Here is a 15,605-nt window from a genome sequence, read left to right as displayed (position 1 = left end):
GCTGATCACAACTGCTATCTTATACAAAACATTCATCGGATACCTTTATGGCCACGGCAAGAAAACAGCTCATCTCCGTCGATGCGACTCCTTACTATCACTGTGTCTCAAGATGCGTGAGGCAAAGCTTCTTATGCGGTGAAGACAGGTCAACGAATAAAAGTTACGAGCACCGTCGAGACTGGATTGAGCATAAAATTCAATCTCTCACTCGTACTTATTGTGTCGATGTTTGCGCTTATGCGGTGATGAGCAACCATTATCATTTGGTGCTGCACATCAATCGCGATAAGGCCCTTGAGTTATCTGCGTCCGAGGTGGTTGAGCGCTGGAGTCACGAACATAAATTGCCCGTATTGATTCAGCGTTGGTTGAGTCAGGAGCTAAAGACACAAGCTGAGGAAGATAAGTGCTTGGAAATCATTGAAGTTTGGCGAGAGAGGTTGTGGTCATTAAGTTGGTTCATGAAAGAGTTGAACTACGATATAGCCTGTCGCGCCAATCAGGAAGATGAGTGTACGGGGCATTTTTGGGAAAGCCGATTTAAAAGCCAGGCATTGCTTGATGAAAAAGCGCTAGCCGCTGCGATGGCATACGTCGATCTAAACCCCGTTCGTGCTGGCGTGGCTCCATGCCCGGAAAAATCAGATTTTACCTCCATACAAGCCAGACTAAAGGCACTTGATGATAATCAGGAAACAGCCCCTTGTTTGCATCCATTCATCGGTAATTCAGCCCAAAATCAGAGTACTGGAATACCTTTTCGATTAATCGACTACATCGAATTAGTAGATTGGACCGCAAGGCAATTTCGAGTGGATAAGGCATCAATGGCAGACGATTTCCCACCGATTCTAGAACGACTTAACTTCAATCAACAGAGTTGGTTAGATGTGTGTACGACTCTTGAAAGAAAACGATCCACCGCAATTGGGTCGCCCATTGGTCTTGAGCAAGCAAAAAAAGCTTTAGATAAATCCAGAATTCACTATTACCCGCTTGAATAGGCAATGACGCTTGAGTTACTCCTTTAAAACATAACGCCAGCGACAAGTTGGCCATCTGCGTTTGTTCTGAGCCTAATGCTATGTTGAATTTTAGGTAAAATAACGCATTCAGCCTTCTTTTTCTGTCCAAGCCATATCTACTTGAACTATCGATGATGAATTACAGACGGCTATAGCATGAACTTCATGTTTAGGTGTATGTCCAAAGTCCTTATGCGGCTATTGGGTTGTGGCTTAGGTGCAACCACACTTTTTCGTGGTAGAAGTAAGCGACAGAATTAATGGCGGGTTCTATGGTCGCCATTAAGCCACCGATGAAAGCATCGCCTGTTAAGGCATAAGTTACACTAAAGGCGACACCAAAATGAATCACGGCAAAGCTGGCGGTCTTAACTTGAGTCATGGATTCATTGCGTTTTAGAAACGCTACTTTTTGCCAGACTTTTTCATGCAAGTAGAACGCACCGGTATTGACGGAAGGTTCAATCATGGCAATTAAGCTACCTAATAAGAAGTCGCCAGTTAAAGTAAACGCGACCAAGGTTGCAATGGTAAAATGGATTGCTGCAAAAGTGATTGTCTTGATCATCGTATTATCCTAACGCGGTTCATCTGGGTTGATGTGGCCATTATTGATAATTATTCTTATTTGAGGAAGTGGGTTAGTGCTATTTTATTGATAGGCATGGGCTATCAATAGGAAGAGTTTAACCGGGGGCTTGTCGATGTGAGTTTGAACTCTTTCGCAATTTCCAGCACTGCTACAGTGGGCGACGTTATGTAACGTATAGAATAATCGCTTAGTATGGCAGGAGGGGATGATGAAAAAAATACACTTTGTTGATAACAAACCGTATTATTTTGACTTGAGTACGTCTTCATTGGTCGGTGGCGCGATAGCGTTAGTCGCTTTTCTGGTCTCTTTTTCAAATGATCATGTCTACTTAACGTATGCCACCATAGTGTTCGGGCTAGTATTTCAACATTTGTCTCCTAAAAAACCGAAAAAAAGCCACTTAGCAACCGACGGCAATGAAATCTACCTACACGGAATTCCAGCGGCGTTAAGAAAAAAAACGCCGATATTTAGTCAGCCTTGTATCCGTATTACGTCCTTAACCGCCAATAATGGATACTATCGCATTAGAGTCTACAAAAATTGGGTGACCGAGGATGACTGGCAACTCATGCTGAAGGAATGTAGCTAGAGCATTCGTTGCTAGTTAGCAGGTTTTGGCTAAAGGCTACTTCATTGTTACTTTTTCAATGATTACATCAGAAACCGGCATGTCTTCATGACCAAATCGGGTGCAGGTTGCAATCTTCCCAATCTGATTAACCACATCCATTCCCAGCGTAACTTTACCAAACACCGCATAACCCCAACCGTAGTTTGTTTTGCCCGTGTGATCGAGAAAGTCATTGTCTGCAAGATTGATAAAAAACTGCGCCGTTGCAGAGTGAGGAGCATCGGTTCGTGCCATGGCGAGTGAGCCAACCACGTTCTTAAGGCCGTTAAAGGCTTCATTAGAAACTGGAGCGCGGCATTTCTTTTCTGCCATATTCATCGCAAAGCCATCGTCCCGAATTTCATAGCCACCACCTTGGATCATAAAGCCATCGATGATGCGGTGAAACAAAGTGTTGTTGTAAAAGCCATCATTGCAATAACGTACAAAGTTGGCGCAAGTTTCAGGCGCACTTTTATGGTCAAGTTCGATCTCAATGTCGCCATGATTAGTCGTGATAGTGATCATAATGGGTAATGGTTCTTAGATTGATGCGTTAATGAGTGGAGTATAAAGAATTAGGAATAAGTTGCCATTGGAAATAAAAAAGCCGCAAACTTATAGGCAAGTATGCGGCGAAAGACGTTCTGTTTTTAAGCTAAGGAGAGTTGGGAAAGCTAACTCATCATCGCTGTGGCAACGAATCCAACCAGAACGAGGTTGGCAACGTATGCAATCATATAAAAATAGCTACGAGGGCTAGGGTTGGTTTCCGTTGCTATTAGGTAATACAGCACCATATGAGCAAGCCTTGCAACGGCGTATACCCAGACGATAGCAGCTAACCATGTCGCGTCGGCTCCAACATAAATGGCTAATGCTGTCGGGACCAGCATTTGAATGATATTTTCAAGTGAGTTTTGGTGAGTACGATGGCTGCGGAACACGAATGAATCGTGGCCAAGTTTATCGTCTAACACTCCAGGTATCATATTGGTTTGTTTACGATGGGCCAGTGTTGCGATGAACCCTTGCACGATGATCATCGTGATAATAAACCAAACACCCCATAGTGTCGCGTCGTACTCTGCAAACATGTCACTTTACCTTATTAACTATTAAGTTGTGCGCAAACTATAAAGCAAAGTGAGCGTGCTTGCAAATAAATTGCGCACAACTTAAATGATGAGTTACTTAGTCAGAAGAGAGTAATCAGCCATTTCTGTTCTTGTCATAGGATGTACGCTGCTAAATGGAGCAGCGTGAATGGTGTAAAAGTAAAAATCAGGGCCGACTTCTTTACCCAACATTTTAGTAAAGTAGACCACTTGGTCATGATGGGCATCATCGTCTTTTGGTAGTTTGTCGGCGGTTGTGCCAGCGGAACAACACCAAGAATGAACCCCAAGAACGCCGTTACCCTCAACTTGCCTATTAACGCCAGCAGCAAACAGGTCGACACCGCCGGAATAGGCGTAGCCGTTGTTCGGTATCTTGGTGTTTAGGCCAGAATCGCGCAGTAGATTACCGGTGTGCATGTTAATCTCATCGTTGAGCGAACCGTTCACGGCTTTGATCACTATGGTGTCGACGTTCGGGTTGCGCTCTACCAGGTTTGAAAGTTGAACATAGGTATTCGTCCCTAACTCACCAGTTAGAATAGCCCTGTTTTGTTCAATACTAAATAGACTCGTGCCTCCGGTAATGAGCGCCTCATTGATACTCATTTCAAAGTCGGTTTCAGTGCCTTTCTGATTCACTAGCTTTCCATGGTAAACAATATTTTCTTGTTCGGTAGTGGACACATTGCTCGATTTCCAAATCGTTGTTGATTTGAGTATCGCTTGTTTGAAATCGATCTTAGATTCAAAACTTTCGGCTTGGTCGAAGCGCCCTTCATAAATCGTCACATTGGTGCCAGGCTCTGGATCTTCAAAGCTAAATGGAATCGTTACTAAGCCTTTAGCATAGTGAGCAATGAGTAGTTCTGAGCTGATGGTGTGAATATTAAGAGGAAACTTTTCACCGTGAACTCGTATCCAGAGCTGTTGTTTTTGTTGTTTGAAATCTGCAATGTATTGTGCTAATTGCTCACTTGGAACTGCATTTAGTTCAAGTGGTTGAACGGAGCTCCAAGAGAAAGGAGAAGCCATGAGTAACGAGATTAGGCAAAGCAGATTAAAGCGTTTCATTGAATGCACTCTGTTAGTTAAGGACTGCATTATCGTAAGTCAGCCAGAGTGTTTGTTATATGGTGGAAGTGTCGCTTTCGTGTCGTGTAATTGTCATACTCTTAAAATAAGTAGTGATATTTTGATACAATTTACTAAACGAAAATTGACATTGCATCTTCGCAGAGTGGCTAAACTTGATAGGTGAATAAAAAATAAGAAGTACAGAATGATTGAAACAGATCGCTTGATGCTACGTCCGACCAACGCCGAAGATTTAGGCCTTTACTGTTCTTTGCTGACGGATGATGAAGTGACGCAATTTTTGCCATTCGGGCAACCCTACCGAGATGAAGTGATCCGCAAAGAATTATCGAATCGTATTGATCATTGGCAGAAACATGAGTTTGGTACATTTACTATTATCCGTAAAACTGACGGCATCAAGCTTGGCTACGTTGGAGTAGAAGAAACCAGTTCACCAACTTGCTTTGATATTCGATATGCTGTCGTACTTCAAGAGCAAGGACAAGGCGTGGCTCTTGAGGCTGCATTAGCGTGTTTAGATTTTTCGTTTAAGCAAGGTCACATGGCACGTATCTACGGGGTGGCGGTGCCGCAGAATACTCGTTCAGTTCATCTACTCGAAAAGCTCAACATGTCGCCTCATGTGGGAATTGACTTTTATAATGATAGCAGCCTCAGTTATTTTTCTGCCACAAACCCACATTTATAGGGCAATTGAGTATAGAATCCAGTGCTTGATGTTTATTAATGCTAAAGCGAACTAGATGACTTTTTCCGATTTTAACCTGTCCTCTGCCATTACTGATGCTGTTTCAGCTCAGTTCTCTACGCCAACTGAGATTCAAAAGCTAGCCGTCCCTGCCGTTCTTGCCGGCAAAGATCTCCTCGCTTTAGCACAAACAGGCAGCGGTAAAACGTTGGCGTTTGGATTACCGATATTACAAGCCATTGATTGTTCAAGTGAGCGAATACAGTCGGTTATTGTGGTACCAACTCGTGAGCTCGCCATTCAAGTCAGCACCAATTTAAACGCCATTGCTGCAAAAATTGGCGTCCGCATTGTTACGCTATGCGGCGGTGTGGATCAAGCAGAGCAATTGAGAGAATTAGATAAAGCTCCGCAAGTTGTGGTCGCTACTCCTGGTAGGTTATTGGGCTTTCTGAATCAGGAAGTCGTGGTGTTAAGCGGCGTAAAACAATTGATTTTGGATGAAGCCGATCGCCTATTAGACATGGGGTTTTGGCCTGATCTTCAGAAAATTCTGGGTTTCTTTCCAAGCCAATATCAAACGGTGTGCTTTTCGGCCACCATGCCAGATAATTTGCAAACCGTGCTTCGCTCATTACTCAATGACCCGACGAGGATTGAAGCACAAGCCGCGAATACAGTGGTCGAAACCATTGATGAACATTTGTATTTGGTCAACAAAGGCAGCAAAGCGCAAGCCCTCATCGCTCAGATTAAAGCGAATGATTGGCAGCAGGTTTTGGTTTTCATTAGCGCGCGTGATAATGCTGACGCATTGGCGAAGAAAGTAGCCAAAGCGGGAATAAGCGTCGCCGCATTGCATGGTGACAAAGACCAAAGCACGCGTGAGCAAACGTTAGAACAGTTTAAATCAAACCAAGTTCAGGTGTTGATAGCGACCGATATTCTAGCGCGTGGCATTCATATCGAGGCGTTACCGGTTGTGGTTAATTTTGACTTACCACTCAGTGCGCCTGTTTATGTCCACCGAGTAGGAAGAACGGCGCGTGCTGGCCAAAGTGGCATCGCTATTTCTTTGGTGTGCCATGGTGAGGCTAATGCATTGAAAGCCATCCGAGAGCTCACTGGGCGAGAGCTGTCTTTGAATGAACTTGAAGGCTTTCCTGTAACCGATAAGCCTGCTTTAGAAAGTGACGATACGGGCATGCCAAAGCGCGCAAAACGGGATAAACAAGCGAACCGCCGCAGTGCTAAAAAGCGCAGCAGTAGTCAGTTTAAGAAAAAAACGACTAAGTAGATCTTTGTTCGACGTTCTGGTAGAGAGTTGCGTGAGATGCCAATACAAGTTTGCAAGTAAGCAAAATAAAAGGTAAAACTGGGTACTATGGACAAGAGCATAAACACAAGGATGAAGTTTTGATTACAGAAAATACGTACTTTGAAGGAAGCGTAAAGTCGCTGGCTTTCACACAAGCTGAAGAGAACAAAAGCGTTGGCGTTATGGCGGTAGGTGAGTACACGTTTGGTACAGAAGCCGCTGAAAAAATGACGGTTATTAAAGGTGATCTAACAATTCGTTTAGCCGGCAGTGATCAATGGACAACGTACACATCAGGTGAGGCGTTTAACGTAGCAAGCAATTCGTCATTTGATATCAAGGTAGAGCAACCAACCGCTTATCTTTGCGAGTATTTATAAGATAAATATCGTTGTTATGAATTTATAAATACCGCCACATTATTGTGGCGGTATTTTTATCAACATTATTTGAAAAGAACTTAATAGTTATCAAATAAACCCGATTGATAATCCAAAATAGTTTGTTCAATTTCTTGCTGGGTATTCATTACAAACGGACCGTAGTGAACAATAGGTTCATCTATTGGTTGGCCTACGAAAATCAGTACCCCAGCATCTTCGTGTGCCAATAAGTTAATGAGCATAGCGTGATCGAGCAAAGCCAATTGGCCTTGCTTTAGGTCAACATTATCCACTCTCACTTCTCCCTTATAGACGTAAACAAACGCATTGTACTCCTCGATTGTTGATACGCTTATTGTATCGTGAGCGTTTGCAACCCAATCGGAAACAGCAAGCGGTACACCTGTGGTTTGCAGTGGACCGCCAAGCATGTCTGGTTTCTGACCGGTGCTCGATGTAACCGATAGGTCTCCTGCAATTACCCGCAATAGGCCCTGATTTTCTTTGTTCCATTGTGTTATCACATCGGCTTGAAAGTCGTGGTATTGGGCTGGCTGCATCTTGTTTTTCGCAGGTTGGTTTATCCAAATTTGGAAACCATGTAGACCACCTTCTTCCATCATTGGCATTTCGCTATGAATTACCCCGCGTCCTGCCGCCATCCATTGTGCGCCACCACTTTTAAGTTGACCGACATTACCCATATGGTCGCGGTGCTGGAAGTGGCCTTGGCGCATATAAGTCAGTGTTTCGATACCGCGATGAGGGTGAGGCGGAAACCCACCAATGTAGTCTTTGCTGTCATCGGATTTTAGTTCGTCAATCATCAAAAATGGAGAGAAGCGATCATCACTGAAACCGGCGATACGTTGAATACGAACACCGTCTCCATCAGAGGTCGGGTGAGAGGCAATAATGTGTTGAACTTGTCGACTTGAATTCATGAGGCACTCCAAACAAAGATATTGGAACCAGTATAAGCAATGCAAAAGTTGTAGAGATCTGGAAAACTAGAGGCAGTTGTTCTAATAAATTGAATGACATTGATATTTTTGAGGCAAAAGGCAAAAGGCAAAAGGCAAAAGGCAAAAGGCAAAAGGCAAAAGGCAAAAGGCAAAAGGCGTGGGGAATAAGGCATAGAGCGGTAGGGGCGGGAGAAGGTTGGGGCTAAAAAAGAACGACGGCTATTTACGCTTTCTAAATGGTGTTACGTTATGTTGGCTAGACGTTTCTAAAGACGTTGAACTTATTTTAGCATCGGGGTGTGAGTTATGGTAATACTCAAAGTTATTTTTACCCGCACATTTGGCGCTGTACATGGCTTTGTCGGCACATCTTAGAAGTTCTGATAAATCGCCTGCATCTTGTTTGTATATGGATATGCCGATACTTAAAGAAATATGGTTTACCTTATCGTCTACTTTGTAGCCATCTTTAAATAGCGACAAAATCCGGCCCATGATGTTATCTAGGGCCACCGTGTTGGGTACATCATATAAAAACACCACAAACTCATCGCCAGCGTATCGAGCGATCGAAAATTCGTCTCTGTTGTCGCTTCTGTTTTTTGTTCTAAGCTGATTCGCCAATCTTTGACCAAAACTCTGCAGTAATTTGTCTCCCGTTGAGTGCCCATAGATATCATTAATTTGCTTGAAGTTATCAATATCGATGAACACGACCGCGGTGATGTTACTATTGTGTTTTAAGTCCACTAATTTGGTGGTGCACCAGCGCTCAAAGCTCCAGCGATTAGCAAGGCCGGTTAAGCTATCGCGATAGGCCAGATCTTCAATACCCTCTTGGTATAGCGTCAATATGTAGCGGTGAGTTTTGGCATGTTGATACGAGAAAAAGTGGCAGATGAGTAGAAAGGCGCTCAAGCTTGCCAAAAAGCGGCCATTAGAGAACTCGCTATAATCGGCATAAAGGTAAGGGAAATTGGGAACATTGAGTACCACGGCGCAAAATAGCAAAAAACAGGCGGTGGATACCATGCCTGTTTTTTGATTGCTAACGAAAATGATGGTCGCGAGAATCGGATAAATCCAGTGTAACGATGCGGGGGTGCTTCCCCCAGTTAAAATAAGCATCACCGCATGGGTGAATAAGACAAGGCATAATATGTGTGAAGCGAGGTCGTATTTTCCTAGAGTCAGGTAAGCAATCAGATTTCCTACAACGATGACAGTGCAAGTAAAGTGAATTAATGCTTGAGCGGAGTCGCCTTCACGTAAGTGGATTGAGCCAAATAAAATCAGCAGCGTAAATACGATCACCGACAGAGCAATAATGGTTCTTTTCTTGCGCAACAGGCGTACATCAGCCATTTCACCCAGTCGCCGCCCAGCCAAAGGTTGCATCCATACTTCCTTATTGTTTTTATATGCGCTAAGTGTAGTACAGGATTCAGTTAACGCTAATTTAGTGCAATCTCGTATTTTTATAAGTAAATGCTTTCAATAGTATAAATATTAATCACTTGGCTATGATTTATGGCTAAGTCACTTAAAGTTAACTCATTTCTAGCTACACTGAAGTTATGGCGTTGCACTAAAGTGGGTAACTCAACCCTTTAGGACGTAAACAGAAGAATGAACTAACAAGGAGGTGGCTATGACAATTCAATCATTATCATCAAGCGAATTGTACAACACAGCTCAACTTGACAACTTACCATGCAAGTCAACGAAAGATCTGCCACCGATAGACGAGATCGTGGGTCAAGAACGTGCTCAAAAAGCCGTTGAATTTGCGATGTCTATTAAAGAAAAAGGTTACAACATTTACGCGATAGGCCGCAACGGGCTCGGTAAGCGTACCATGATCTTACGTTACCTGAATCGTCATGCTCAAACTGCAGAAGCACTTTATGATTGGTGTTATGTCGCGAACTTTGAAGAAATTCGTACGCCTAAAATTTTGAAACTGCCTGCAGGTTTAGGGGCACAGTTTGCCAAAGATATTGAAAAGCTGATGACGAAGTTGGTCAAAGCGATGCCTTTGGCGTTTGACAATGAGTTGTACTTTTCGCGCGCTGATAAACTGAAGAATCAATTAGCTCAAAAGCAACAAGTCGAGCTTGATAGAATTAGCCAGGAAGCGAAAGAGCGTGGTGTGAACCTCACCATTACTAATCAGGGTGACTATCAATTTGTCGCGATGGACGGTGAAGAGCTGCATACCGAAGAAAGTTTTGAAGCACTTTCTCGCAAAGAACAAGAGAACTTTGATAAAACCATTGATGAGTTAGAAGTTAACCTAAGAACAATGGTGCGTAAGCTTACAGAATGGGAAGAGGGCTTCTCTGAAAAAATTCAGAAGCTGAATAATGACGTAACACTGGATGTGATTACTCACTTTATCAAAGCGCTGAAAAAGGATTACTCCGACTATCCAGAGGTGAAAAAACACCTTGGTGATATGCAAAAAGATATTGTAGAAAATGTCGAAATTTTCTTGGAAGAGGGCGGTGAACAGGCTGAAATATCTTCGGCGTCACTCGAAAATAAATTGCCTCGTCGCTACAAAATTAATGTGCTGGTGAATCAAAAATCAGCAGATTTACCTATCATCGTGGAAGAAAATCCAAATTACCATTCCCTTTTTGGTTACACCGAAACCGCAACATTTAAAGGCACCGTCTTTACGGATTTTTCTTTAATACGCCCGGGAAGTTTGCATAAAGCTAACGGTGGTGTGTTGTTAATGGATGCCATTAAAGTTCTGGAACAGCCTTACGTTTGGGATGGCCTAAAACGAGCCTTACGTGCACGCCAATTAAGCTTAACATCGCTAGAAAAAGAACTGACCTTAACCGGAGCTGTGTCGCTTGATCCTGAGCCTATTCCGCTCGATGTTAAAATCATCCTATTTGGTGACTATCGCACGTATCAATTGCTTCAACACTACGATGCAGAATTTGCCGAACTGTTCAGGGTCACCGCTGATTTTGAAGACGAGATGCCAAGAACGGAAGCTGCAGAGCTGCATTATGCTCGCTTTATTTCTAGTATCGTTCATGACAACGGCATGCTGCATTGTGACAAAAAGGCCATTGCTCGCATTATTGAACACAGTTCTCGCCAAGCAGGCGATCGTAATAAGCTGTCTTTGCACTCTGCGCACATTGCCAATCTGTTGCGTGAATCAAACTATGTAGCTAAAGCTGCCAACTCAAATTTGATTCGAGTTGGGCATGTTGATCAAGCGTTGGCTAGCCAAATGATGCGAGTCGGGCGGTTAAAAGACAGCGTGATGGAAAGCTTTACCAATGGCACGACATTAATTAAAACCGAGGGTTCTGCCATCGGTCAGATTAATGCTTTGTCGGTATTGAGTACCTCTGATCTCATGTTTGGAGCCCCTAACCGAATTACGGCAACCACGGCCTATGGTGAGGGAGAAGTCATCGATATCGAGCGCAATGTTGACCTAGGCGGCAGCATACATTCTAAAGGTGTGTTGATTCTATCTGCTTATTTAGCGTCCGTGTTTGGCAAAACGGCGAAGGTTCCGCTTTCTACTCATATTACTTTTGAGCAATCTTATGCTGGTGTTGACGGCGACAGTGCCAGCATGGCGGAAGTGTGTGCCATTGTATCGGCTTATTCAAAGCAACCAAACCGCCAAGACATCGCGATTACAGGCTCCATGAATCAGTTTGGTGAGTCGCAACCCATCGGCGGCGTGAACGAGAAGATTGAAGGCTTTTTTGATGTGTGCTGCATCAAAGGTAGAAACAACAATCAAGGTGTGATCATCCCTCGCTCTAATGCTCATAATCTGATGCTAAGACAAGACATTGTTCAAGCGGTAGAAAAAGGTGAGTTTAATATCTGGGCGATTGAACACGTCACAGAAGCCATTGAAATATTTACAGGTAAATGTGCGGGTGAAATGGGTGAAGAGGGCACTTATCCAATAGACAGCATTTACGGTATTGCGCAGGCAAAACTGAATGCGCTGAGAAAATAGCGAGTGGGCTCAAGTCTTTAATATGAGCACTTGAGCCTCTTCTTTATTGTGCAGCAGTTAGGTCAACCGCAATCTCACGCCACTCTTGTAATTCCGCTAATAAGTGTTGGTACTGTTTATCGGTTAGCCCTTGTGATAGCTCAGCAATGAACTGAAAAGTTAAAGGACGGTTGCGTTCCATCTTTTGGTTTAGGCTGGGGGTGTAAAATGACTCAGGGTCGTTGAGTAAGCGGTCGTAGGTCGCTTGAAAGTAGCTACTGTCTTCTCGTTTGGCAAATAGAGTTTCAAATTCTACAAACATCTTTTGGTTTTGAGCAATCCTGTCTTGTGCTGTGATCTCGACAGATTGAGACCATTCAACTATCTGCACTTTTTGTTTGTCGGTAATGTCGCCTACCCAGCGTTCGAATGCATCTTCCATTCGTTCCTGATAGATCTCGCGGATCTCAGATTCTTCCGACGTGGTGTATTTCTCTGCGTATTCTTTATGCTTTTCTGCCACATTGTCGAGCAGTTCTACGACTTGTTTATCGCTCAGTTGCATGAGTAAGGCGTAGAGCGACGGCCCCGCTTGTTTACCGATGCTGCGAGAGTAAGACCGCATTCTGTCGGATTGGAGCTTAACCCATGTTGCGTCAATGTCTGTGAGCGGTTTGGCGCTCAGTTCATCAATGTAAGCGATGTATTGTGGTAGCTCGTGCTCTTTATGCCAGCTTGCCAGCTGTTTGATGCTAAATTCAGCCAAGCGTTCTTGTTCGTCATTCAAAGAGACGTAGTCTTCGATGTAAGTCATGACAAACCAGTCAATGTTGCGGTAAAGAAACTTAGTAGTGCAGCCTAAAATAACGAAAGACAGCAGTAAGACAACGCAATTTCGTAATGACTTCATTTAGGTTCTCACGGTTAGAAAGCGAATGGGGATCCTATATTCAGATTAGCAGAAAACGTATTGGTAGTCTTATCAGTGAAGCACTGAAACAAGTTTTATAGTGCAACAAATTGCAAAGTGGGAATTGCATATTGCAAATAAAAATCAATAAACGGCGTTTTTTGGGACTTTAAACGGCTAAAACAACCAAATAAAGTTGGCACGCTCCCTGCAATACTAAAAGTGACCCTTTTTAAAGCCGAGGGTCACCTAGCCAACTGACGTTGTTAGTGAACCTACTATTGTTCACCAAATATTTAACCACCCGCGACTTGCGTGTGGTTTTTTTTTGCCTGACTTTTGCCACCACAATCGTCGTTACCATTTTTTTGTCACGCCGAGTATCGATAGCGATCTGATTAAAGAAAGTGGGTGAGGTAAAAAAATCCCAGCTCGAAAGCTGGGATAGAAGAGTTTATTCGCTATAAGCGATGTGCAGACAAGGGCCTGGAATCATTACTTAGCCAGTTTGTTAATTACCGACATAAGCAATTTGATACGGGGCTCAATCGACGCGAGCAATAAATACTCAGCATCGCTGTGGAAACCCGCACCTATTGGGCCAAGGCCGTCTAACGTTGGCACACCCAATATCGCGGTGTTGTTCGCATCAGAACCACCGCCGGCTTCTTTCCAATTGATGTCGATGTTCAGCTCATCCGCTGACGCTTCAACCATCGCCATCAGGGCTTTTGTCGCATCAGTTGGTACCATTGATGGTTTGTAAGCTTCACGTTCAACTTCAACCGTTACGTCATCGACAAATTGCGATGTGATCATCTGAGCGAGTTGGGTATCAATTTGGTCGTATTCTTGGTTATCCCAAAAGCGGACATCGACAATCGCTTCAGCATGTTCAGGGACGATGTTCGCACCATTGCCACCAGTAACAACGCCTACATTGAGTGTGGTGCCGGTTTCAAAGTTAGTCATCGTGTTAATAGCAAGTACCCAGTTGGCCAGTTCCGTGATGGCACTACGGCCATTTTCAGGTTCATTGCCAGCATGGGCTGCGCGGCCATTGAACGAAATCTTGTAGCGAGCCATGCCTTTGCGAGCTTTCACTAATCCACCGTCTGCACGAGCGGCTTCTGCAACAAAAACAGTTTTGGCGTTCTTAGCGACAGATTGAAGCCAGTCGACCGAGTACAGTGATCCTGTTTCTTCGTCAGGGTTCATGCAAATGCAGATAGACAGGTTGTCCAATACTGAGTTATCTAGGTTACGCATCGCGTAGACTACATTGAGTAAGCCAGATTTCATATCAGATACGCCAGGGCCATAAGCTTTCTCGCTATCAACCGTCATTGGGCGATTAGCTGCTGTGCCTTTAGGAAAAACAGTATCCATGTGGCCAATCAGCATAATATCAATATGGTCACAATTTGGCTTATTGCGGATCTCTAGGCCAACCCCTGCTTTGGTACAGTCGATCTTCTTAACGTTCCAGCCGGCTAAGCTCTCAAACTTGGCGGCAAACTGCTCGGCGATAAACTCAATGCCGTCGAGAGTGTAAGTACCGCAATCAACGTTGATTAACGGTCGAAGTTCTTCGAGGTAATCTTCTAATTTAAAATCTAGATCGAGATTCATAGTGGCTTCCCTATAATAAAACGTTCATTACAAACATCGCACCGAAGGCATTGATGATAGAGATGGCAATCATCACTGGAATGTAGCGGCCTTCCGTTCCTACTGGGCCGAGGATACGACCAAGATATTGAATTTGAGAACCCATAAGGTAAATGGCCGGAGCAAGAATCGCAATATGGTTACCATTTAAAATACCTTGGTCAAACAGTGTTATAACTACACCTACCGCGCCGCCCATCGACATCCATGCACCGATCAACACAGCAGCAGCTTCACCGGGGAGGCCAAAGACTGCCATAATTGGGGAAAAGACCACACCCATAAGGCCAAGAGCGCCAGTAATTTGTAACGCCTTAATGATAACAAAAGCCATCAGAACGTTTGGAACCGTAGAAGTTGTCGCGATGGTCCAGCCTTTTTTAGCGCCTTCTACGAAGATATCAGTAACCATTGGTTTTTTTGCTTTCACTTCGCTCATTATGCTGCTTCCTCGTTCAATTTCTTATTATCTTTGGTTTCGTCGTCAGGCTTTCCTTCTGTCAGGTTTAGATAAACACGAAACAAGTTAGCGCCAACGAATTTGAAAGCAAACATCACAATGACTGCCAAGCCAATAGATGAGGTAACGGCATTGCTGCCATCAGCGTAAGTGAGGGTGAAAAGTACTGCGCCAGATGAGAAGAAGTTAACGATGGTTGCACCAGCAGTAAACTGAAACATGGTGAAGACATCGGCTTCTCGTTTTGTTAGCTGACCTTCGTCTTTGAGTTGGCGTGTCATCGCAGCGCCAGCATCAGTACTTTGTAGCGACGCTATCAGTGCCAAGCCTGAGTTACCAGGGATGCCCATTAAAGGTTTAAGTAGTGGAGTGAGTAGTTTACGAGCGGCATCAAGTGCACCGTAGTGTTCCAATACGTTGATCATCCCCAAAGCAAACATCACGGTAGGAATAAGGGTTAAGGCAAATAGGAAACCATCACGAGCGCCATTACCACCTTGGCCGCGCATAGTAGTGGTTAACGCTTGAACGCCGTCAGCGGTTTCATTAACGCCGTAGGCAACTTGACCAAATGAACCATTTAACGTCGTAAAATCGAAGACTCCGTACCATTCATTAGATTGTAATAAACCGGAAAAAAACACCACGGCAAAAGCTAAGGCAATGTAACTGCCGAAAGTGACCTTGTTATCTGTCGTTGTCTTTGAAGACATAGCAACCCCTTTGATTGAAAGTAAAAGAAGGATAGTAATTTTCTGATAGAT

16 protein-coding genes are annotated in these 15,605 nt (G+C 43.9%); 6 read left to right on the top strand and 10 right to left on the bottom strand.

Going from position 1 to position 15,605, the window contains the following annotated elements; translation table 11 throughout:
- Positions 1–47: 47 nt before the first annotated feature.
- On the top strand, positions 48–1,007 hold the full coding sequence (locus QWZ04_RS16255) for a transposase (RefSeq protein ID WP_290329307.1): 960 nt from the start codon (positions 48–50) through the stop codon (positions 1,005–1,007).
- 211 nt (positions 1,008–1,218) lie between these two features.
- Here QWZ04_RS16255 and QWZ04_RS16250 read toward each other — a convergent pair whose 3' ends face one another.
- Positions 1,219–1,596 carry a DUF2061 domain-containing protein gene (locus QWZ04_RS16250; RefSeq protein WP_290329306.1) on the bottom strand — a complete coding sequence of 126 codons (378 nt, stop codon included), beginning with the start codon at positions 1,594–1,596 and terminating at the stop codon, positions 1,219–1,221.
- A gap of 229 nt (positions 1,597–1,825) precedes the next feature.
- Here QWZ04_RS16250 and QWZ04_RS16245 point away from each other — a divergent pair, with 229 nt between their 5' ends.
- The gene (locus QWZ04_RS16245) at positions 1,826–2,215 is read left to right on the top strand and encodes a hypothetical protein (protein ID WP_290329305.1); all 390 of its coding nucleotides are present in this window, start codon (positions 1,826–1,828) and stop codon (positions 2,213–2,215) included.
- 36 nt (positions 2,216–2,251) lie between these two features.
- Here QWZ04_RS16245 and QWZ04_RS16240 read toward each other — a convergent pair whose 3' ends face one another.
- The 3 genes from QWZ04_RS16240 to QWZ04_RS16230 form a co-directional block, all read right to left on the bottom strand.
- Positions 2,252–2,764 (bottom strand): peptidylprolyl isomerase, encoded by a 513-nt coding sequence (locus tag QWZ04_RS16240; protein ID WP_102524704.1) that lies wholly within the window; start codon positions 2,762–2,764, stop codon positions 2,252–2,254.
- 149 nt (positions 2,765–2,913) lie between these two features.
- Entirely contained in the window at positions 2,914–3,333 is a 420-nt protein-coding gene (locus QWZ04_RS16235) for an MAPEG family protein (RefSeq protein WP_290329304.1), read from the bottom strand.
- A 93-nt stretch (positions 3,334–3,426) separates the two neighbouring features.
- Positions 3,427–4,428, bottom strand: a complete 1,002-nt coding sequence (locus QWZ04_RS16230) for a hypothetical protein (protein ID WP_290329303.1) — start codon at positions 4,426–4,428, stop codon at positions 3,427–3,429.
- Positions 4,429–4,636: 208 nt separating this feature from the next.
- Between QWZ04_RS16230 and QWZ04_RS16225 the strand changes: the two genes are divergently transcribed.
- The 3 genes from QWZ04_RS16225 (at position 4,637) to ppnP (ending at position 6,841) form a co-directional block, all read left to right on the top strand.
- Entirely contained in the window at positions 4,637–5,143 is a 507-nt protein-coding gene (locus QWZ04_RS16225) for a GNAT family N-acetyltransferase (protein ID WP_290329302.1), read from the top strand.
- A gap of 55 nt (positions 5,144–5,198) precedes the next feature.
- Positions 5,199–6,440: a DEAD/DEAH box helicase gene (locus tag QWZ04_RS16220; RefSeq protein WP_290329301.1), complete on the top strand. Its 1,242-nt coding sequence runs from the start codon at positions 5,199–5,201 to the stop codon at positions 6,438–6,440.
- Between the two features lie 119 nt (positions 6,441–6,559).
- Positions 6,560–6,841: a pyrimidine/purine nucleoside phosphorylase gene (ppnP, locus tag QWZ04_RS16215; protein ID WP_290329300.1), complete on the top strand. Its 282-nt coding sequence runs from the start codon at positions 6,560–6,562 to the stop codon at positions 6,839–6,841.
- A gap of 80 nt (positions 6,842–6,921) precedes the next feature.
- Here ppnP and QWZ04_RS16210 read toward each other — a convergent pair whose 3' ends face one another.
- Positions 6,922–7,788 (bottom strand): pirin family protein, encoded by an 867-nt coding sequence (locus tag QWZ04_RS16210; protein ID WP_290329299.1) that lies wholly within the window; start codon positions 7,786–7,788, stop codon positions 6,922–6,924.
- A gap of 240 nt (positions 7,789–8,028) precedes the next feature.
- Complete coding sequence (locus tag QWZ04_RS16205) at positions 8,029–9,207, bottom strand: GGDEF domain-containing protein (RefSeq protein WP_290329298.1); 1,179 nt, start codon at positions 9,205–9,207, stop codon at positions 8,029–8,031.
- A 253-nt stretch (positions 9,208–9,460) separates the two neighbouring features.
- Here QWZ04_RS16205 and QWZ04_RS16200 point away from each other — a divergent pair, with 253 nt between their 5' ends.
- Positions 9,461–11,821: a Lon protease family protein gene (locus tag QWZ04_RS16200; RefSeq protein WP_290329297.1), complete on the top strand. Its 2,361-nt coding sequence runs from the start codon at positions 9,461–9,463 to the stop codon at positions 11,819–11,821.
- 43 nt (positions 11,822–11,864) lie between these two features.
- On the opposite strand, the gene QWZ04_RS16195 is transcribed toward QWZ04_RS16200, so the two are convergent.
- The 4 genes from QWZ04_RS16195 to QWZ04_RS16180 all read right to left on the bottom strand — a co-directional run bounded on the left by QWZ04_RS16195 (position 11,865) and on the right by QWZ04_RS16180 (position 15,554).
- Positions 11,865–12,710, bottom strand: coding sequence for a DUF6279 family lipoprotein (locus QWZ04_RS16195; protein ID WP_290329296.1), 846 nt, complete (start codon positions 12,708–12,710; stop codon positions 11,865–11,867).
- 495 nt (positions 12,711–13,205) lie between these two features.
- Positions 13,206–14,342 carry a M20 family metallopeptidase gene (locus QWZ04_RS16190; RefSeq protein ID WP_290329295.1) on the bottom strand — a complete coding sequence of 379 codons (1,137 nt, stop codon included), beginning with the start codon at positions 14,340–14,342 and terminating at the stop codon, positions 13,206–13,208.
- A 10-nt stretch (positions 14,343–14,352) separates the two neighbouring features.
- Entirely contained in the window at positions 14,353–14,820 is a 468-nt protein-coding gene (locus QWZ04_RS16185; RefSeq protein WP_290329294.1) for a YjiG family protein, read from the bottom strand.
- Positions 14,820–15,554, bottom strand: a complete 735-nt coding sequence (locus QWZ04_RS16180; RefSeq protein ID WP_290329293.1) for a nucleoside recognition domain-containing protein — start codon at positions 15,552–15,554, stop codon at positions 14,820–14,822. Before QWZ04_RS16180 ends, QWZ04_RS16185 begins: the two co-directional genes overlap by 1 nt.
- Positions 15,555–15,605 lie beyond the last annotated feature (51 nt).

This window comes from Vibrio tapetis subsp. quintayensis (genome assembly GCF_030409945.1).
Lineage (GTDB): Bacteria > Pseudomonadota > Gammaproteobacteria > Enterobacterales > Vibrionaceae > Vibrio > Vibrio quintayensis.
The sequence above is the reverse complement of the archived record's forward strand: the minus strand, read 5'-3'. Positions and strand labels throughout refer to the sequence as shown.